Consider the following 18508-nt stretch of genomic DNA (forward strand, 5'->3'; position numbering starts at 1 on the left):
TGCAAGGGAGGGTGAAATCCAATGCCGCGTTACGAGTACAGTCCCTTTCCCTACGCGACGCCGCCTGAACTCGCCGAAGGGCATGTCGGGCAATATCCGGTCGCCATCATTGGCGCGGGGCCGGTGGGGCTTGCCGCCGCCATCGACCTTGCGCAGCGCGGTGTTCCCGTCGTCGTGCTCGATGACAATGATGTCGTGTCGGTGGGCAGCCGGGCGATCTGCTGGTCAAAACGCACGCTGGAGATTTTCGACCGGCTGGGCGTTGGCGAACGGATGGTCGAGAAGGGCGTGACCTGGAAGGTGGGGCGGCTGTTCCACCGCGACCGCGAGGTGTGGAACTTCGACCTTTTGCCGGAGGAAGGCCATAAGATGCCGGCCTTCATCAACCTGCAGCAATATTACGTCGAACAGTATCTGGTGGAGCGGGCGGCCGACTTTCCCGAGCTGATCGATTTGCGCTGGAAGAACCGTGTTGCCGGACTTGAGCAGAAGGGCAGCGATGTGCGCCTTCAGGTGGAAACGCCTGATGGCGCTTACGAGATGGACGCGGCCTGGGTGATCGCCTGTGATGGCGCGCGCTCGCCCGTGCGCGGCATGATGGGGCTCGATTTTGCGGGGCAGGTGTTCGAGGAGCGTTTCCTGATCGCCGATGTGGAGATGAAGGCGGACTTTCCCTCCGAGCGCTGGTTCTGGTTCGAGCCGCCATTCCACAAGGGGCAGTCGGCGCTGCTGCACAAGCAGCCGGACGATATTTACCGCATCGATCTGCAGCTTGGCCCGGACGCCGATCCGGACGAAGAGAAAAAGCCGGAGAATGTGATCCCGCGCATCGCCAAGGTGATCGGGCACTCGAAATTCGAGCTCGACTGGGTGTCGGTCTACACATTCCAGTGCCGCAGGCTGGAGCGCTTCGTGCATGATCGCGTGATCTTTGCCGGCGACAGCGCGCATATCGTGTCGCCCTTCGGCGCGCGGGGCGGCAATGGCGGCATTCAGGACATCGACAATCTGTGCTGGAAGCTGGCGCTGGTGGTGCAGGGCGAGGCTCCGGCCTCGCTGATCGAGACCTATGACGAGGAGCGCGTTCACGGGGCGGATGAGAACATCCTGAACTCGGCGCGTTCCACTTCGTTCATGACGCCGAAGAGCGCGATGGAGCGCATTTTCCGCGACAGCATTCTGGAGCTTTCGCAGGAGCATGATTTTGCGCGGCGACTGGTGAATTCGGGCCGGCTTTCAAAACCGTGCTCGCTGGCCGGCTGCACATTGCAGGCGGCGTGGGATGGCGAGAGCCCGCTTGCGCCGGGCGAAGCGATGGCCGATGCGCCGGTGCGCGTGGAAGGCAGGGCGTCCTGGCTGCTCGGCGAGGCGGGCGGCGGTTTCGTGCTTCTGGCGGTCGATTGCGATCCGCCCATCGGCCTGCCTGCGGGGCTGCATGTGGTGCAGGTGACGAAACCCGGCGCTTCGGCGGTGGACGGTGTGGAGCATGTCGAGGACAGCGCGGGGGCGGTTGTGGCACGCTATGGCGCGGGGCGGCTTTATCTGTTGCGGCCCGACCAGCATGTGGCGGCGGTGTTCAGGCAGCCCGACGCCCATGAGATCGCCGCCGCCATGACCCATGCGATGGGGAGGGAATGACGATGGACAGAACGGATATCGGCCGTGATCGGCTGGGGGCTGACGGCGATGATTTCTATGCGGCCCTGATGGCGGCGCATGAGGGGCTCAGCCTTGAGGAAAGCGCGCGGCTGAACGCGAAGCTGGTGCTGCTTCTGGCCAATCAGGTGGGCGATCTGGAAACGATCCGCAAGGTGCTGGCAGCCGCACGCGGCAGCGCCTGACAGGCGCATGAGAGAAGGGGCAGGCCGTTTCCCGGTCCTGCCCCTTTTCCGCTTCCTGCGGGCCGCAATCGGTGCAGCCTGCATCTGACGTAGCGCCTATTCGGCGGCGTCGACCTTGATGACGCCGCGGCGGATCTGGTCTTCCTCGATGCTCTCGAACAGGGCGCGGAAATTGCCCTCGCCGAAGCCTTCATCGCCCTTGCGCTGAATGAACTCGAAGAAGATCGGGCCGATGACGGTTTTGGAGAAGATCTGCAGCAGGATCTTGGTCATGCCGCCATTCACCACGCCTTCGCCATCGATCAGGATGCCGTGCGTCTTCATGCGCTCGATGGGCTCGTCATGGCCCTGCACGCGATCATGGCTGCGCTCGTAATAGGTCTCGGGCGGGCCGGGCATGAATTTCAGGCCGTTGTCGGCAAGCCTGTCGGTAGCATCATAGATGCCGTCGGTGCCGACTGCGATGTGCTGGATGCCTTCGCCCTTGTATTTCTTCAGATATTCGACGATCTGGCTCGTGTCGTCCTTGGACTCGTTGAGCGGGATGCGGATCTTGCCGCAGGGGCTGGTGATCGCGCGGGAAACGAGGCCGGTGATGCGGCCATCGATGTCGAAATAGTGGATCTGCGTGAAGCCGAAGAGCTCACGGTAGAAGTCCCACCACTTGTCCATGTTACCGCGATAGACATTGTGGGTGAGGTGATCGAGATAATAGAAGCCGACGCCTTCCGGGCGCGGGTTCTTCTCGCCCAGCCAGTCGAATTCGGCCTCATAGGCCGAGCCTTTGTCGCCATAGGCGTCGATGAAGTAGATCAGCGAGCCGCCAATGCCGACAATGGCCGGCACGTCGAGCGTCCTGTCGTCGGCTTCATAGGGCTCTGCGCCCTTGGAAACCGCATGATCGAAGGCTTGCTTCGCATCGACCACGCGCCAGGCCATGGACGGTGCACAGGGGCCATGCTCGTCGACGAAGCGCATGGCGTGGCTGCCGGGCTCGGCATTGACGATGTAGTTGATGTCGCCCTGACGCCAGACGGAGACCTTCTTCGTCTTGTGACGGGCCACTTCCGTGTAACCCATCTTGGTGAACAGATCGGCGAGTTTTTCCGGCTCCGAATGGGCGAATTCGACGAATTCAAAACCGTCCGTGCCGGCCGGGTTTTCCTTCGTGATTTCCGGGGGCGGTGCGTCGTGGGGGAACGGACCCATGGAATAACTCCTCCTGAATTGGGAAAATGCGCGCGTTTTTCAACGCATGGGGCATTTTAGGCGGAGTGGCCTGCAAGCGGCTTGCATTCTGGGGCGCATTTTGTGACAAGAGCGCGTGGATCGTGCATGTTGGAGGAGAATTGCATGGCTGAAGCGCGTATCGACGGATATGACCGCAAGATATTAGCCCTCTTGCAGGTCGATGCCCGGCTCACCAACAATGACTTATCGGAACGGGTAAACTTATCGCCCTCGCAATGCTCGCGCCGCCGGCAGCGACTGGAGGAAGAGGGCTATATTCGCGGCTATGCCGCGATGCTCGATCGTGACCGGCTGGGCTTTCCGCTGGTCAACATCATCACCGTAACACTCGCCACGCACAACCCCGACAATGCCCGCCGTTTCGGCGAATTGCTTGCGCGGTTGCCCGAAGTGCAGGAGGCGCACGCGCTGACCGGCGAGATGGACTACATATTGAAGGTCGTGACGCCCGACCTCAAATCGCTTTCCAATTTCGTCAATGGCGTGCTGTTGCCGCATGATTCGGTGCAGCATGTGAAAAGCGCCATTGTTCTGGAGACCCTGAAGGAAACCGGTGCGCTGCCGCTCTGAAAGTGCTTTGCGTTACGAATCTTGTGAGATTTTCCTCTTTATTGTTACATAATTTCCACTAAAGTCACGGCTGGACGGAGGGCGCGTTTCCAGAGGATACTTGGCGTGACGGCCACCCCGCGAAGAAAGGGAGTTCTTCGGGCGGAGACGCATCAGCCGTAAATGACGATACGAAGCGTTCGCTGGCGCTTTGACCATGCAATCGGGAGGAGAAGCATGAAATCATTTTCCGTGAGAAAATTAGCCCTGGCGGCTGCCGTGGCGGCAAGCGGGCTCGTGGGCGCTTCGGTGGCCTCGTTCGCGCAGGAGGTGACGCTGAGGCTGCACCAGTTCCTGCCGCCGCAGGCGAATGTGCCGAAACTGGTGCTCGACCCGTGGGCCGACAAGGTGGAGAAGGATTCGGGCGGGCGCATCAAGATCGAGCGTTATCCCGCCATGCAGCTCGGCGGCACGCCGCCGCAGCTTTACGATCAGGCGCGCGACGGCATCGTTGATATCGTCTGGACGCTGCCGGGCTCCACGCCGGGCCGCTTCCCCTCCACGGAAGTGTTCGAACTGCCCTTCATGATGACCAATGCCGAGGCGACCTCGCGCGCCTATTGGGATCTGTACGAAAAATACATGAAGGACACGGAATTCAAGGACACGCATGTGCTGGGTGTCTGGGTTCACGGTCCGGGCATGCTGCACTCCAAGGCGCCGATCGAGAAGCTCGACGATCTGAAGGGCATGAAGATCCGTGCCCCCACGCGCATCATCAACTCGCTTCTTGGCCAGCTGGGCGCGACGCCCGTGGGCATGCCGGTGCCGCAGATCACGGAATCGCTCTCCAAGGGCGTGATCGATGGCTGCGTCATTCCCTGGGAAGTGACGCCGGCGCTGAAGGTGCCCGAGCTCGTTTCCAACCACACGGAATTTGGCGGCGATCAGGCGCTCTATACGACGACCTTCGTTCTGGCGATGAACAAGGCGAAGTATGACAGCCTGCCCGACGACCTGAAAAAGGTGATCGACGACAATTCCGGTCAGGAATTTGCAGCCTTTGCCGGCAGCACGCAGGCAGGGGCCGATGGTCCGAGCCGCCAGATCGCGGTGGATCGCGGCAACAACATCATCCAGATCAGCGCCGAGGACACCGAAACCTGGAAGAAGGCCGCCGAGCCGGTCTATGCCCAGTGGGTTGAGGAAATGAAGGAGAAGGGCATCGACGGTCAGAAGCTGATCGATGAAGCCCGCGCCCTGATCGACCAGTACACCGGTCAGTAAGGTCCTGAGGCCATGAAACCGAGGCGGGCCCCTGCGGTCCGCCTCTTTTCTGAACGGTCTCGCCGCTTCGGCATGGGCGAGACGATCCGATCTTTCAACTTTGCATCGGTCCGGTGGGAACCGGCGGGCTCCGGCTCCGCAGGCGTTCGGGCGCTTGCGTGGGAAGAAGTGGCTGGCTAACGTCATCGGACCCTGCCGAAAAGGTACAAGGCTGAAAAGGTACAAGGCTGAAAAGGTACAAGGCTGAAAAGGTACAAGGCCGAAAAGGTGCAAGGCCGAAAAGGTGCAAGCCGAAAAGGTACAAGAATGAGTGGGAACGCCATGGGAAGGCACGCGGCACTGGACGTGCGACGGCACGTGGGACTGGACGTGCGACGGCACGGGAGACGGGAAGGCGCATGAGACTATCGAGCATCATTGTCTGGCTGGCCAGGACAATGGCCATTCTGGGCGGGATCGTTCTGGTGGCGGTGATCGTCATGACGGTCGCCAGCATTACCGGCCGCGCGCTGGTGCGCTTCGGGCTCGGCCCCGTGCCGGGCGATTTTGAACTGGTGCAGGCCGGCGTCGGCTTTGCCGTCTTTGCCTTTCTGCCCTGGTGCCAGCTCAATCGCGGTCATGCCACGGTGGACATTTTCACCGCTTTCCTGCCGGGCAGCGTGAACCATGTGATCGATCTGGTGACGGAGATCATCATGACGCTGGTTCTGGTGCTGATCGCCCGCCAGCTCTATTACGGCATGATCGACAAGCTGAGCTACAGCGAAACCACCTTCATTCTCCAGTTTCCCCTGTGGTGGCCCTATGCGGCCTGCCTGGTGGCGGCTGTCATCGCGGTGATCGTGTCGATCTACATGGTCTTCGTCCGCTATCGTGAATTCAGGGCCGGAACGCCGACGCCGGGGCTCGGGCAGGGGAGTGTCCATTGACCAATCTTGAAATCGGGCTCTGGTCCTTTCCGTTACTGCTTCTTCTGATCTTCCTGCGTCTGCCCATCGGTCTCGCCATGCTTCTGTGCGGGCTCGGCGGCAGCTGGATCGTGTTCGGCAATGTCACGCCGGTGCTCGCCAAGCTGAAGAACGAGACCTATTCGACCTTTTCCGGCTATTCGCTTTCCATCATTCCGCTGTTCCTGCTGATGGGGCAGTTTGCAACGCTGGGCGGCATGTCGCGGGCGCTGTTCAAGGCGGCTGAAACATGGATGGGCCACCGGCGCGGTGGTGTGGCCATGGCGGCGGTGGGCGCATGCGCCGGCTTTGGCGCGATCTGCGGCTCGTCGCTGGCGACGGCGGCGACGATGAGCCAGGTGGCGCTGCCGGAGCTGCGGCGCTACGGCTATTCGGGCGCGCTCGCCACGGGCACGCTGGCGGCCGGCGGCACGCTCGGCATTCTTATCCCGCCATCGGTGATCCTCGTCATCTATGCGATCCTGACCGAGCAGAACATCGCGAAACTGTTCGTTGCGGCCCTCGTGCCGGGTGTTCTGGCTGCTGTCGGGTACATGCTCGCCATCTCGATCTATGTGCGGCTCTGGCCCGACTCCGCTGGCACGCGCGAGCGTGCGCCCTATTCGGAGCGGATGCGGGCGCTTCTCGATGTATGGCCGGTGCTGATCGTGTTTCTGGCGGTTGTGGGCGGCATCTATCTGGGTGTCTTCACGCCGACGGAAGGCGCTGCGGTGGGGGCGGCGGGCACGGGCCTGATCGCGCTCATCAATGGCGGGCTGACACGCGAAACCTTCGTGGAATCAATCCTTGCGACGGCAACCGCCACGGCGATGATCTTCTTCATCGTTCTGGGGGCTGGGTTCTACAATTCGTTCCTGGCGCTGGCTCAGGTGCCGCAGCAGATGGCGGCGTTTGTGAGCGAGCAGGGCTACAGCCCCTGGATGGTGCTGACGCTGATCCTGCTGCTTTATCTCGTGTTCGGCTGCGTGATGGACTCGCTGTCCATGATCCTGCTGACCATTCCGATCTTCTTCCCGATCGTCACGGTTCTGGATTTCGGGCTGGGCGCGGAAGAATTCGCGATCTGGTTCGGCATTCTGGTGTTGATCGTCGTGGAGGTGGGGCTGATAACGCCGCCCGTGGGCATGAACCTGTTCGTGTTGAACTCCATGGCGAGAGACACGCCGATCTCGGCGACCTATCGCGGTGTTCTGCCCTTCGTGATGAGCGATATTCTGCGGGTGGCGCTCTTGACGCTGTTCCCGGCGATATCGCTGTTCATGTTGCGCTGGCTTTATTGAGGACACAAAAAAGCGGGGCCGGAAACGGGCCCCGCTTTTTTTAGCGATCAATCACGTCCGGGCGGCGCTTCTTAAAGACCGCGTTCCTTGATGATGCCGTAGAGATTTGCCGAGCGCGCGCCGCTGCGGCAATAGGCGAAAACCGGGCCGGGAAGCTCTTTCAGAGCCGCTGCCATGTCGGTCACGTCGTCCATTGTCATGGCGCCGGAAACCACCGGCACATGGCGGAAGGAGAGCCCCGCCTCTTCTGCAGCGCGGGCGATGCTCTCGACTGCGGGCTGGCCTGCTTCCTCGCCCTCGGGGCGGTTGCAGATGATGCTCTTGAAACCGGCTGCCTTCACGGTCGCGATGTCTTCCGCCGTGATCTGCGCGGCGACGGCGTACTCTTCTGAAATCTGACGAATGTCCATACTGTCTCGTTCCGCTGTTTCGTTTGGCGTCGAATATAGGGTGCGACCCCGCCTTATGCGAGGTCGGCAAAGCCTCCGCCGGTCAATGCAAGCTGGCGAAGCAGCGGTGCAGGCTCAAAGAGCGGGTTGCCGGTCTTCTGATGCCAGTGCTCCAGCCGTTCGACGATTGTCCTGATGCCGAAGCGCTCGGCCCAGAACATCGGGCCGCCCTTGGCGACCGGGAAGCCGTAGCCATTGACCCACACCACGTCGATGTCGGAGGCGCGGGCGGCAATGCGCTCCTCAAGGATCTTCGCACCCTCGTTGATCATCGGGTAAAGCGTGCGCTCGGTGATCTCGTCCGCGCTGATCTCGCGCCGTTCGACGCCGAGTTCCGCAGCCTTCTTCTCGATGAGTTCCTGAACGAAGGGATCAGGCTTCGGCGTGCGGGAGCCTTCCTCATAGAGATAGAAACCGCGTCCGGCCTTCTGGCCGAAATGGCCCGCTTCGCACAGCGTGTCGGCGATGGGGGCGGTGAGACCGAGCGACTGGCGGTGCTTCCAGCTGATGTCGAGGCCGGCAAGGTCGACCATCTGGAACGGCCCCATGGGCCAGCCGAAATCGGTGAACACGCGATCGACCTGCTCGGGCGTTGCGCCGGAGAGGAGAAGGTCTTCGTTCTGCTCGCGCCGGGCGGCAAGCATGCGGTTTCCGACGAAGCCATTGCACACGCCGACCACGACCGGAACCTTGCCGATTTTACGGGCAAGGGTCAGCGCGGTCTTGATGACTTCGGGCGCGGTCTCGTCGCCGCGCACGATCTCCAGAAGCTTCATGACGTGGGCGGGCGAGAAGAAGTGAAGGCCGACCACATCCTGCGGACGCTTCGTGGTGGCCGCGATCTCGTTGACGTCGAGATAGGAGGTGTTGGAGGCGAGGATCGCGCCGGGCTTCAGCACGCTGTCGAGCGCGGTGAAGACCTGACGCTTCACGCCCATGTCCTCGAACACGGCTTCGATGACGATGTCGCAGTCGGAAAGGTCTGCATAATCGGTGGTGCCGGAGATGCGCGCGATCCGCGCTTCCTTCTCTTCAGGCGCGATGGACCCGCGCTTGACCGACCCGGCATAGGTTTTCTCGACATGGGCGAGACCGCGCGCAATGGCGTCCTCGTTCATCTCCAGAATGGTGACGGGAATGCCGCCATTGGCCAGCGCCATGGCGATGCCCGCACCCATCGTGCCTGCACCGATGACGCCCGCGCGGGCGATCTTGCGCGCCTCGGTCTCGCGACCGACGCCGGGCACTTTGGTGGCTTCGCGGGTGGCGAAGAAGAGATGACGCTGGGCGGCGGATTCGGCGCTGTCGCGGCGCTCCAGAAAGAGTTCGCGCTCGCGGTCGAGTGCTGCGTCGAACTCCATGGTGATGGCGTTGCGGACGGCTTCGGCCGCCGTGTGCGGGGCGGTGAGGCCGCGCGCCTTCTTCGTGACCGCCTTGACCGCTTCGTCAAAGGCGGCGAGGTCGACGGCGAGCTTTTCGGCGCGTGCGCGGATGTGGGGGTGTGCGTTGCCGGAGGCCGCCTTCTCGCGGGCGAATGCGATGGCTTCTGCAACAAGGTCCGTTTCGGCCAGCCGGTCGACCGCACCAAGCCGCACCGCTTCGTCCATGCCGATGGGTTTGCCGGAGACGATCATCTTCAGCGCCGCTTCGGGGCCGACCAGGCGCGGCAGGCGCACCGTGCCGCCGGCGCCGGGGATGAGGCCCAGATTGACTTCGGGAAGGCCGATCATGGCGCTCTTTTCGGCCACCCGGTAGTGGCAGCCGAGCGCCAGTTCGAGACCGCCGCCAAGCGCGGTGCCGTGGATGGCGGCCACGGTGGGCTTGTCGATGCTTTCGAGCATGGCGATCAGGTCGGGAAGGCTCGGCTCCTTCGGCGGCTTGCCGAATTCGGAAATGTCGGCTCCGGCGATGAAGGTGCGGCCTGCGCAGGTGATGACGATGGCCTGAACGGCGTCATCGGCTTTTGCCTGCTGCAGCGCTTCGAAGAGCGGCGCGCGCAGCGCATGGCCGAGCGCGTTGACCGGGGGATTGTCCAGAGTGAGGACGGCGATGCCATCGTCCCGGGTGATCTTTACGGTGTCGCTCATTCAAAGTCCTCTCGTCATCTGAAGTGACCAGTTTGCCGTGCGGCGTGGGCAAATGCAGCGCGGCATATCGCCCGTTGGGAAATGTTCAGGCATCGGGCGCGGTGCTGCGCAGGAAGTCTGCAATGAGTGCGGCCGTTTTCTCGGGCTGCTCGATGCAGGGCAGATGACCGGCGTCTTTCACGATCTCGAACCGTGCGCCTTCGATGAGCCCGGCAAGCGTGCGCACCAGATCGGGCGGGGTCGAGCCATCATGATCGCCGACGATGCACAGGGTGGGCAGTTTCAGGGTGGCTGTCGATTCCGTCAGGTCGGCGTCGCGCAGGGCAAAGCCGGTGCCGGCATAACCGTCGACCGTGGTGCGGGTGAGCATCGCGGTGTAGCCGATGAAATCGGCGTTGTCCGGCGAGCGGAAGGCGGGCGTGAACCAGCGTTCGAGGATGCCGTCCGAGATGGCGGCAATGCCTTTCGTGTTCACCGCCTCGATGCGGTTGTTCCAGAGGTCGTCATTGCCGATTCTGTGGGCGGTGTCGCAGAGCACAAGGCGCGACACGCGATGCGGATGCCAGGTGGCGAGGCCCTGGGCGATCATGCCGCCGACCGAAAGGCCGATAATGGTGGCTCCGGAAATGTCCAGATGGTCGAGCAGGGCGGCCAGATCATCGACGTGATCGGCAAGCGCATAGGGCTGCGGCGTGGCCTCGGAAAGGCCATGGCCGCGCTTGTCATAGAGGACGATGCGGTAGTCGGCTTCAAGCCGCGCGACGACGCCATCCCAGATGCGGAAATCTGTTCCCAGCGAGTTGGAAAAGACCAGAACGGGCTTGCCGACCGTTCCCCTGACCTCGTGATGAATGACGACGCCGTTTACCCGCACAAAGCGCATATGCTCTCCTCCCATGGTTTGCCGTTAGGCGGCTTCTGTATGGGAGAAGGGCGCGGCGTCGTCAATGATCGGAAGATCGAAACGGCCTTGGGTTCTGATCCCAGAGCGTCGTGCGTCCATTCGGACGCACAAAGGACGCTCTAACCTGTTGAACCTACGCATCGTGCTTTCCGAAAATCGATTCCGATTTTCGGGCCGATGCGTTAGCCGGCCATCGTCATTTCGACGGGACCGTTCAGCGAGTTGGAAACGGTGCAGCGGGCCTTGGCGCGCTTGATGAGCTCTTCGCACTGCGCCTCGTCGGGCATGGTGTCGAGCGAGACGGTGGCGGCGTAGCTGCCGATACGGTCGGGCAGATCCTCGGCCTTCTTGCCGCTTACTTCCACGGAAACCGTGCCGACTTCGATCTTCATTTCCTGCGCGGCATGGTGGAAGGAGAGCGCAAGGCATGCGCCGAGCGCGGAGATCATGAAGTCCACCGGCGTTCCGGCCTCTTCGGTGGAGGGCGAGGTGATGGCGACATTCTGCTTCGGCGCGGTGTCGACATTGATGACCTTGCCAGGGCCGATGGCCGTGGTGAAGGGACCGTAGGTTTTCGCTTTGATGCGGATCGCCATGTTTAGAGACTCCAGAAAGGCAATTCAGACGCGCCACATGTAATGGCGCGTCTGTCCCGCGTCCACCGGAGATGAGGCGAAGCCTCAGCGGCCGATTGCCGGCGCGCCGAGCCCCCAGCTTTCGCGCAGGCCATCGGCCGTTGCGAGCGGCGTGCCGAGCGCGGTGAGGGATGCAGCGACACTGGAAACGAGGGCCGCATTGTCCGGCGCGATCCCGCCATCGGGGCGTTGCAGATTGTTCTCGAAGCCGACGCGGGCATGGCCGCCCAGAAGGCAGCCCGCAGTGACGCAGGCGGCCTCGCGCGGGCCGAAGGCGCAGAGCATGAAATGCGCGAAATCCGGCATGGTCCCGTCAAGGAAGGGCAGGAGATCGGCAGGATCGGAGCGCTGGCCTTCCGTGTAGCGGCCGAGCACGTAGAGAACCGGAATGTCGGGGAAGGGGATGAGGCCGTGCGCCATCATGCGCTTGAGCTGCAGCGCCTCTTCCGGGTGGTAGAGGATGATCTGCGGGGCGATGTTCTCGGCGCGCATGAAGGAGAGAAATTTTGAAAACTCCTCTTCGTGCGAGACGTCGGGCACCAGTTCGCGCAGGGCGAGCGATACCGCCTCCGGGCGCACCAGGCGCACCACATCCATCTGCTCGCGCACGCCATAGCGCCCCACGGCCTCGGTGGTGATCTGGATCACCAGACGGTCGCCGACAGCCTTCCTGATGGCGGCGATGGCGTCGCGATAGGCATCGGCATCAAGGATGTGACGGCCTTCTTCATCGCGCACATGGCAATGGATCATGGCGGCACCGGCTTCAAGGCAGGCGGCTGCGGTTTCGGCCAACTGGGCGGATGTCTGCGGCAGGGCCGGATGGTCCGCGCGGGTGCGGCGGCCACCATTGGGGGCGACGGCGATGGCGGCGCGATGGGCGTTTGCAGATGCGCTCACGGAATACTCCATTTGAAGCATTTAATATCAACTTGCAACACTTGTTGCATACGCTGAAGCGCCCGTCTAGGATGAGCCATCATGGATCGCGCCACACTTGCTGACCGCATTACGGAATCCTTTGAAGACCTGCCGGGCCAGCTTGGCGCGGCGGCGCGCTACATTCTCGACAATCCGGGCGATGTGGCGCTGCTTTCCATGCGCGAGCAGGCGCGGCGTGCGGGCGTTCAGCCCTGGACGATGACGCGGCTTGCGAAGCGTTTCGGCTTTGATGGCTACGACGAACTGCGCCAGCTTCACGGCGAGGCGCTGAAAGAACAGGCGCTCGGCTTTGCCGGCAAGGCGGGGGAGCAGGTTGCCAGGCAGAGGCAGGGCGGGAGTCATGCGCTGGCGCGCGATATCGCCGCGCAGACGGCGGCCCAGCTTGGCAATCTCGCTGACGCCGGCACGCTGGAAGCGCTGGCGCGCGCTGCGGCAACCCTGGCCGCAGCGCGCCGCATCTATTGCTTCGGGCTGCGCTCGAGCCACGCGGTGGCGGCGCATTTCACCTATTCGATGACCTTTCTCGGCGAGAAGGCGCATCTGCTCGACCATGTGAACGGGGCAGGGCTCGACAAGCTGCGCCACGCGACCGCCGAGGACGTGTTCTTCGTGACCACGGTTGCGCCCTACACACGGGCGACGGTGGAAGCGGCGGCCAGCGCACGGGCGCTGGGGCTGACCGTGGTTGCGCTGACGGACAGTGCCGTTTCACCGCTCGCCAGCCTTGCAGACCAGTGCGTGATCGTTTCGACGGAGAGCCCGTCCTTTCTGCACACGATGACGCCGGCCTTCGCGGCCGCCGAAATTCTGGCAGCGCTCGTTGCTGGCGAAGGAGGCGAGGAGGCGCTCGCGGAAATCGCAAAGACCGAAGCGCTGCTTTCCACCCTCAACACCCATTTGCTCGATCCCGCGCCGCGTGCGCATCGTTCTGGAAAACCCAAATGACACACATTCTGCATCGTCAGATCCATGCCTCACTGCCGGTCGCCAAAGGCGGCCGTGGCGTCGAACTCTTCGATGAGGCGGGCAATGCCTATATCGACGCATGTGGCGGCGCTGCCGTCTCGTGCCTCGGCCATGGTCACCCCGATGTGGTGGATGCGCTGAAAAAGCAGGCGGAGACGCTCGCCTATGCCCATACAAGCTTCTTCACCAACGAGCCGGCCGAACAGCTCGCGGATCGCCTGATTGCGGGTGCGCCCGAGGGCATCAGCCATGCCTATTTCGTGTCTGGCGGTTCGGAGGCCAACGAGGCGGCGCTGAAGATGGCGCGCCAGTATTTCGTGGAGAAGGGCGAGCCGCAGCGGCGCAGGATCATCGCCCGTAGGCAGAGCTATCACGGCAACACGCTGGGCACGCTGGCGACCGGCGGCAATGAGTGGCGGCGCGAACCGTTCAGGCCGCTCCTGATCGAAACGCACCACATCGACCCGTGCTACGCCTATCGCTACCAGGACGCCGGAGAGAGCGAAGAGGCTTATGGCCTTCGCGCGGCGCAGGCGCTGGAAGACAGGATCAACGCGCTGGGGCCGGACACGGTGATGGCGTTCGTCGCCGAGCCGGTGGTCGGGGCCACGGCGGGCGCCGTGCCGGCGGTGAGCGGCTATTTCAAACGCATCCGCGAGATCTGCGACCGTTATGGCGTCCTGCTCATTCTTGACGAGGTGATGTGCGGCATGGGACGCACGGGCACCATGCATGCCTGCGAGCAGGACGGGATTGCACCGGACATGCTGACCATCGCCAAGGGACTCGGCGGCGGCTATCAGCCCATCGGCGCGGTGCTTCTGGGGCAGCATATCTTCGACGCCTTTGCGGAAGGGTCGGGCCTGTTCCAGCATGGCCACACCTATATCTGCCACCCGATGGCGTGCGCCGCCGCGCTGGCCGTTCAGGACGTGATCGAGCGCGACGGGCTTCTCGCCAATGTGCGCGAGATGGGCGCGTATCTGCGCGAGCGCCTTGAAGCGCGTTTCGGCAACCACGCCCATGTGGGCGACATTCGCGGGCGGGGCCTGTTCCTCGGTCTCGAACTGGTGGCCGACCGCGGGACGAAGGAGCCGTTCGAACCGGCGCGCAAGGTCCATGCAGCGGTCAAAAAAGAAGCGATGAAACGCGGCCTGATGGTCTACCCGTCCGGCGGCACGATCGACGGAACGCGCGGCGACCACGTGTTGCTGGCTCCGCCCTTCATCATCGACAGGGCCGTCGCGGACACGATTGTCGAGCGGCTCGGAGAGGCGGTGGACGCGGCTACAGGGTAATTTTACGTAAACGGAGGAGGAAGAAATAATCCGCAGGAAAAACAGAAGTTTGTGTTTTGCGCGCTAATGGCGTTGACACAGATTTCAGTCATAGCAAATTGCAAATTGCGCGTCCGAGCCATTGACTCGCGACGGGGGGCGTTTAACGCTTCACGTCAGGTCTTTGCGGGCCGCGCTTTGCCGGGCATCTCGCACGCAATGCCCGGCTGCGGTTGTTCGGTCCGGACCGACCACAGCATCTTTCGACGTGCACGTATGCGTAAAGCATCATTTCATTAGGGAGACGCACTATGAAACCTCATCGCATTCTCGGTTTTGGCCTCGCGGCCGCGATGCTCGGCTCGCTGGCGACCGGGACGGCCAGCGCCCAGGAGCAGCGCTTCGTTTCCGTCGGCACTGGCGGCGTGACGGGCGTTTACTATCCGGTTGGTGGCGCGATCTGCCGCCTGATGAACCAGAACCGTCGCGAGACGGGCATTCGCTGCTCGGTCGAGTCGACCGGTGGTTCCGTCTTCAACGTCAACGCCATCAAGGGCGGCGACCTGGAATTCGGCGTCGTGCAGTCTGACGTTCAGTACAATGCCAACAAGGGCGAAGCCAATTTCGCCGACGGCGGCGCACACGACAAGCTGCGTTCGGTCTTCTCGCTGCATGCCGAGCCGCTGACCCTGGTGGCGCGCAAGGAAGCAGGCATTGCCTCCTTTGACGACCTCAAGGGCAAGCGCGTGAACATCGGCAATCCGGGTTCGGGCCAGCGCGCCCTCATGGACCTGCTGATCGCTGAAAAGGGCTGGACGAACTCGGACTTCGCCGTTGCTGCAGAGCTGGCCCCGGCCGAACAGAGCTCCGCACTGTGCGACAACAACATCGATGCGTTCGCCTACACGGTTGGTCACCCGGCCGGCGCCATTCAGGAAGCCACCACGACCTGTGACAGCGTGATCGTGGCTGTCGAGGGTGAGGCAGTCGACAAGCTCGTTGCCGACAACCCCTACTACTTCAAGGCGACGATCCCGGGCGGCATGTACCGCGGCACCGACAATGACGTGAACACCTTCGGTGTTGGCGCGACCGTCGTGACCTCGGCTGATGTTCCCGATGACGTTGTGGCTGCTTTCGTGGACGCCGTGTTCAAGGACTTCGACGCCTTCAAGGCGCTGCATCCGGCACTTGCCAACCTGACGCCTGAGAGCATGGTCAATCAGGGCAACTCCGCCCCGATGCATCCGGGCGCAGAAGCCTACTACAAGGAAAAAGGCTGGCTCAAATAAGCCGGTTTAAAAAAAGGGGCGCCCGCCATGCGGGCGCCCTTCTTTTCCCAATGAAGAAAACGCATCAAGAGGGGATGGCGCATGGCGACGAAACCTGAAACCGCTGGCAAGAATTCAGCGCCACTGAATGACGACGAACTTCAGGATCTTGTTGCGTCATCCGATACCGGTGCGCGCGATCCCGAAGGCACTGCCGGCTATATCATTGCCGGTGTTGCGCTTTGCTGGTCGCTTTTCCAGCTCTACATCGCGTCGCCCCTGCCTTTCACACTGACCAGCATGACCGGCCTGCCGCTGGTGTTAAACGATGCGCAGTCGCGCGCGATCCATCTGGCATTCGGCCTGTTTCTCGCATTCATGGCGTTTCCGGCGCTGGCTTCCAGCCCGCGAAACCGCATTCCCGTAAGCGACTGGGTGCTCGCCATCGTGGCGGCAAGCTGTGCGCTCTACATCTTCGTTTTCTACCGCGACCTCTCGCAGCGGCCCGGCCTCCCGATCACACAGGATCTGGTGGTGGCGGGCATCGGCATGGTGCTGTTGCTGGAAGCGACGCGCCGCGCGCTCGGGCCACCGCTCGCCGTGGTCGCCATTGTCTTCCTGCTCTACGTCTTCTTCGGCTCGTCAACCTTCGTGCCGGACATCATCCGCTGGGGCGGCGCTTCGTTCAGCCGCGCCATGGACCAGATGTGGCTCTCGCCGAACGGCGTGTTCGGCGTGGCGCTGGGCGTTTCGTCGGCCTTCGTGTTCCTGTTCGTGCTGTTCGGCTCGATGCTGGACCGGGCGGGCGCGGGCAATTTCTTCATCAAGCTCGCCTTTGCGCTGCTTGGCCATCTGCGTGGCGGACCGGCCAAGGCGGCGGTTCTGGCCTCGATGATGACCGGTCTGATTTCGGGTTCCTCCATCGCCAATGTGGTGACGACGGGCACCTTCACCATTCCGCTCATGAAGCGCGTCGGCTTCTCGCCGGAAAAGGCGGGCTCCGTCGAGGTGGCGAGTTCGGTCAACGGACAGATCATGCCGCCCGTCATGGGCGCGGCCGCGTTCCTGATGGTCGAATATGTCGGCATTCCCTATTTGCAGGTGATCAAGCACGCGTTCCTGCCGGCCGTGGTCTCCTATATTGCGCTGCTCTATCTGGTGCATCTGGAAGCCGTGAAGAAAGACATGCCGGTGCTTGAGAAGCGCCAGTCGCACCCGGCCCTGGTGGCCCTGATGCGCTCGGGCATCGTCATTTCGTCCATCGTCATTCTGATTGGCGTGATCTACTACGCGATCAACTTCATCAAGTTCATGCTGCCGAACCTCTCGGCGCCGGTGCTGATGGCAGCCCTGCTGATCGCCTATGTGGCGCTCATCTGGTATGCGGCCAAATCGCCGGATCTGGAGATGGACGACCCGAATGCGCCGGTGGTGGAACTGCCGCTGCCGGGCGAGGTTATCCGCACCGGTCTGCATTACCTTCTGCCGCTTTTCGTGCTCGTCTGGTCGCTGATGGTCGAGCGCAAGTCGCCCGGTCTCTCGGCCTTCTATGCGGTGCTGCTGCTGATCGTCATCATCGTCACGCAGAAACCGTTGAAGGCGCTGTTCCGTGGTCTGCAAAGCGCAGACCAGCGGGCGGCCTTCAAGGAAGGTTTCGACGATCTGGTGGTCGGCCTCATCCTCGGCGCGCGCAACATGATCGGCATCGCCTGCGCCACGGCGGCAGCCGGCGTCATCGTCGGCACGGTCACGCTGACGGGCATCGGTCAGGTGATGGCCGAGTTCGTCGAGTTCCTGTCGGGCGGCAACATCCTGCTGATCCTCGTCTTCACGGCGCTGATCAGTCTGGTGCTGGGCATGGGCCTGCCGACCACGGCGAACTACATCGTGGTCTCCTCGCTGATGGCTCCGGTGATCGTGGAGCTGGGCGCCGCCAATGGCGTTCTGATCCCGCTCATCGCCGCGCACATGTTCGTGTTCTACTTCGGCATCATGGCGGATGTGACGCCACCGGTGGGGCTAGCTTCCTTTGCGGCTGCGGCCGTTTCGGGCGGCGATCCGATCAAGACCGGCTTCACGGCGTTCTTCTATTCGCTGCGCACGGTGCTGCTGCCCTTCATCTTCGTGTTCAACACCGATCTGCTTCTGATCGATGTGAGCTGGGCGGGCGCGATCTGGGTGACCATTCAGGCGACCGTCGCCATGTTGATCTTTGCGGCTGCGACGCAGGGCTTCTTCATGGCGCGCAACAGGCTTTGGGAGTCGGCGGCGCTGTTGCTCGTCACCTTCATGCTGCTGCGTCCGGGTTTCTTCCTGGATCTGGTTCAGCCGCCCTATATCGAAACCGAACCGACGAAGATCTTCGAGGCGGTTGCCGAGGAGCCCGATGATGCGGAAATCCGCTTCACGATCCGCGGGCCGAACTTCGACAATCCCGACGAGATCGACGAGCGCACCATGGCGTTCAATCTGGGGGCTGCGGGCGAGCCGGGTGAAGCCCGCTTCGAGGCAGCGACCGGGCTGGTTGCACAGATCGACGGGGAGCGGGTGCTTCTGGAAGAGCCGTTCGACATGAACAGCCTCGCCGGCAAGACGCTTGCGAGCCTCGATTTCTATGCCGACGAGCCGGTTCAGATCACTTCAGTCGAGGTGAGCGACGAAGGGCGCATGCCGCGCGAGATCTTCTATCTTCCGGCCGCTCTTCTGCTGGCGCTGGTCATGTTCCTGCAGCGCCGCCGCGGGGGCACGCTGACCGGCAATCCGAAAGCCGGTGCGCCGCGTTCGGCAGAAGCCTGAAAGGA

Annotated in this window: 16 protein-coding genes; 10 read left to right on the forward strand and 6 right to left on the reverse strand. The window is 62.8% G+C overall.

What is annotated here, in order from left to right; all coding sequences use genetic code 11:
• Window positions 1-21: 21 nt before the first annotated feature.
• A complete protein-coding gene (locus ACRTG1_RS07130) occupies window positions 22-1638 on the forward strand; it encodes an FAD-dependent oxidoreductase (RefSeq protein ID WP_432515980.1) in 1617 nt (538 codons plus the stop codon).
• 2 nt (window positions 1639-1640) lie between these two features.
• Window positions 1641-1841: a DUF2783 domain-containing protein gene (locus ACRTG1_RS07135; RefSeq protein WP_206544806.1), complete on the forward strand. Its 201-nt coding sequence runs from the start codon at window positions 1641-1643 to the stop codon at window positions 1839-1841.
• A 96-nt stretch (window positions 1842-1937) separates the two neighbouring features.
• On the opposite strand, the gene hppD is transcribed toward ACRTG1_RS07135, so the two are convergent.
• The gene (hppD, locus tag ACRTG1_RS07140; RefSeq protein WP_206544742.1) at window positions 1938-3050 is read right to left on the reverse strand and encodes a 4-hydroxyphenylpyruvate dioxygenase; all 1113 of its coding nucleotides are present in this window, start codon (window positions 3048-3050) and stop codon (window positions 1938-1940) included.
• A gap of 144 nt (window positions 3051-3194) precedes the next feature.
• Here hppD and ACRTG1_RS07145 point away from each other — a divergent pair, with 144 nt between their 5' ends.
• From ACRTG1_RS07145 to ACRTG1_RS07160, 4 genes are all read left to right on the forward strand, one after another.
• Complete coding sequence (locus ACRTG1_RS07145) at window positions 3195-3662, forward strand: Lrp/AsnC family transcriptional regulator (RefSeq protein WP_113154353.1); 468 nt, start codon at window positions 3195-3197, stop codon at window positions 3660-3662.
• A gap of 216 nt (window positions 3663-3878) precedes the next feature.
• Window positions 3879-4928, forward strand: coding sequence for a TRAP transporter substrate-binding protein (locus ACRTG1_RS07150; protein WP_206544743.1), 1050 nt, complete (start codon window positions 3879-3881; stop codon window positions 4926-4928).
• A 398-nt stretch (window positions 4929-5326) separates the two neighbouring features.
• Window positions 5327-5857 carry a TRAP transporter small permease gene (locus tag ACRTG1_RS07155; protein WP_113154355.1) on the forward strand — a complete coding sequence of 177 codons (531 nt, stop codon included), beginning with the start codon at window positions 5327-5329 and terminating at the stop codon, window positions 5855-5857.
• Window positions 5854-7176 carry a TRAP transporter large permease gene (locus ACRTG1_RS07160; protein WP_113154356.1) on the forward strand — a complete coding sequence of 441 codons (1323 nt, stop codon included), beginning with the start codon at window positions 5854-5856 and terminating at the stop codon, window positions 7174-7176. The genes ACRTG1_RS07155 and ACRTG1_RS07160 overlap by 4 nt, the downstream gene beginning before the upstream one ends.
• A gap of 71 nt (window positions 7177-7247) precedes the next feature.
• On the opposite strand, the gene ACRTG1_RS07165 is transcribed toward ACRTG1_RS07160, so the two are convergent.
• From ACRTG1_RS07165 to ACRTG1_RS07185, 5 genes are all read right to left on the reverse strand, one after another.
• A complete protein-coding gene (locus ACRTG1_RS07165; protein WP_113154357.1) occupies window positions 7248-7586 on the reverse strand; it encodes a TIGR01244 family sulfur transferase in 339 nt (112 codons plus the stop codon).
• A 53-nt stretch (window positions 7587-7639) separates the two neighbouring features.
• Window positions 7640-9712: a 3-hydroxyacyl-CoA dehydrogenase NAD-binding domain-containing protein gene (locus ACRTG1_RS07170; protein WP_432515981.1), complete on the reverse strand. Its 2073-nt coding sequence runs from the start codon at window positions 9710-9712 to the stop codon at window positions 7640-7642.
• Window positions 9713-9797: 85 nt separating this feature from the next.
• Complete coding sequence (gene pcaD / locus ACRTG1_RS07175) at window positions 9798-10595, reverse strand: 3-oxoadipate enol-lactonase (RefSeq protein WP_113154359.1); 798 nt, start codon at window positions 10593-10595, stop codon at window positions 9798-9800.
• A gap of 203 nt (window positions 10596-10798) precedes the next feature.
• Window positions 10799-11212, reverse strand: coding sequence for an OsmC family protein (locus ACRTG1_RS07180; RefSeq protein ID WP_113154360.1), 414 nt, complete (start codon window positions 11210-11212; stop codon window positions 10799-10801).
• Window positions 11213-11296: 84 nt separating this feature from the next.
• A complete protein-coding gene (locus tag ACRTG1_RS07185) occupies window positions 11297-12163 on the reverse strand; it encodes a 3-keto-5-aminohexanoate cleavage protein (protein ID WP_432516008.1) in 867 nt (288 codons plus the stop codon).
• A 69-nt stretch (window positions 12164-12232) separates the two neighbouring features.
• Here ACRTG1_RS07185 and ACRTG1_RS07190 point away from each other — a divergent pair, with 69 nt between their 5' ends.
• From ACRTG1_RS07190 to ACRTG1_RS07205, 4 genes are all read left to right on the forward strand, one after another.
• Window positions 12233-13138, forward strand: coding sequence for a MurR/RpiR family transcriptional regulator (locus tag ACRTG1_RS07190; RefSeq protein ID WP_113154361.1), 906 nt, complete (start codon window positions 12233-12235; stop codon window positions 13136-13138).
• A complete protein-coding gene (locus ACRTG1_RS07195; RefSeq protein WP_206554371.1) occupies window positions 13135-14457 on the forward strand; it encodes an aspartate aminotransferase family protein in 1323 nt (440 codons plus the stop codon). Before ACRTG1_RS07190 ends, ACRTG1_RS07195 begins: the two co-directional genes overlap by 4 nt.
• A gap of 290 nt (window positions 14458-14747) precedes the next feature.
• Complete coding sequence (locus tag ACRTG1_RS07200; RefSeq protein WP_206547175.1) at window positions 14748-15728, forward strand: TAXI family TRAP transporter solute-binding subunit; 981 nt, start codon at window positions 14748-14750, stop codon at window positions 15726-15728.
• Window positions 15729-15809: 81 nt separating this feature from the next.
• Window positions 15810-18503, forward strand: a complete 2694-nt coding sequence (locus ACRTG1_RS07205; RefSeq protein WP_206544748.1) for a TRAP transporter permease — start codon at window positions 15810-15812, stop codon at window positions 18501-18503.
• Window positions 18504-18508 lie beyond the last annotated feature (5 nt).

This window comes from Nitratireductor sp. PBL-C9 (genome assembly GCF_050877045.1).
GTDB classification, from domain to species: Bacteria; Pseudomonadota; Alphaproteobacteria; order Rhizobiales; family Rhizobiaceae; genus Nitratireductor; species Nitratireductor aquimarinus.

Excerpts from the sequence above, each read along its gene's own strand:
- ACRTG1_RS07130 (WP_432515980.1), top strand. The coding sequence starts at position 22 with ATGCCGCGTTACGAGTACAGTCCCTTTCCCTACGCGACGCCGCCTGAA.
- ACRTG1_RS07135 (WP_206544806.1), top strand. The coding sequence starts at position 1,641 with ATGGACAGAACGGATATCGGCCGTGATCGGCTGGGGGCTGACGGCGAT.
- hppD (WP_206544742.1), bottom strand. The coding sequence starts at position 3,050 with ATGGGTCCGTTCCCCCACGACGCACCGCCCCCGGAAATCACGAAGGAA.
- ACRTG1_RS07145 (WP_113154353.1), top strand. The coding sequence starts at position 3,195 with ATGGCTGAAGCGCGTATCGACGGATATGACCGCAAGATATTAGCCCTC.
- ACRTG1_RS07150 (WP_206544743.1), top strand. The coding sequence starts at position 3,879 with ATGAAATCATTTTCCGTGAGAAAATTAGCCCTGGCGGCTGCCGTGGCG.
- ACRTG1_RS07155 (WP_113154355.1), top strand. The coding sequence starts at position 5,327 with ATGAGACTATCGAGCATCATTGTCTGGCTGGCCAGGACAATGGCCATT.
- ACRTG1_RS07165 (WP_113154357.1), bottom strand. The coding sequence starts at position 7,586 with ATGGACATTCGTCAGATTTCAGAAGAGTACGCCGTCGCCGCGCAGATC.
- ACRTG1_RS07170 (WP_432515981.1), bottom strand. The coding sequence starts at position 9,712 with ATGAGCGACACCGTAAAGATCACCCGGGACGATGGCATCGCCGTCCTC.
- pcaD (WP_113154359.1), bottom strand. The coding sequence starts at position 10,595 with ATGCGCTTTGTGCGGGTAAACGGCGTCGTCATTCATCACGAGGTCAGG.
- ACRTG1_RS07180 (WP_113154360.1), bottom strand. The coding sequence starts at position 11,212 with ATGGCGATCCGCATCAAAGCGAAAACCTACGGTCCCTTCACCACGGCC.
- ACRTG1_RS07185 (WP_432516008.1), bottom strand. The coding sequence starts at position 12,163 with ATGGAGTATTCCGTGAGCGCATCTGCAAACGCCCATCGCGCCGCCATC.
- ACRTG1_RS07190 (WP_113154361.1), top strand. The coding sequence starts at position 12,233 with ATGGATCGCGCCACACTTGCTGACCGCATTACGGAATCCTTTGAAGAC.
- ACRTG1_RS07195 (WP_206554371.1), top strand. The coding sequence starts at position 13,135 with ATGACACACATTCTGCATCGTCAGATCCATGCCTCACTGCCGGTCGCC.
- ACRTG1_RS07200 (WP_206547175.1), top strand. The coding sequence starts at position 14,748 with ATGAAACCTCATCGCATTCTCGGTTTTGGCCTCGCGGCCGCGATGCTC.
- ACRTG1_RS07205 (WP_206544748.1), top strand. The coding sequence starts at position 15,810 with ATGGCGACGAAACCTGAAACCGCTGGCAAGAATTCAGCGCCACTGAAT.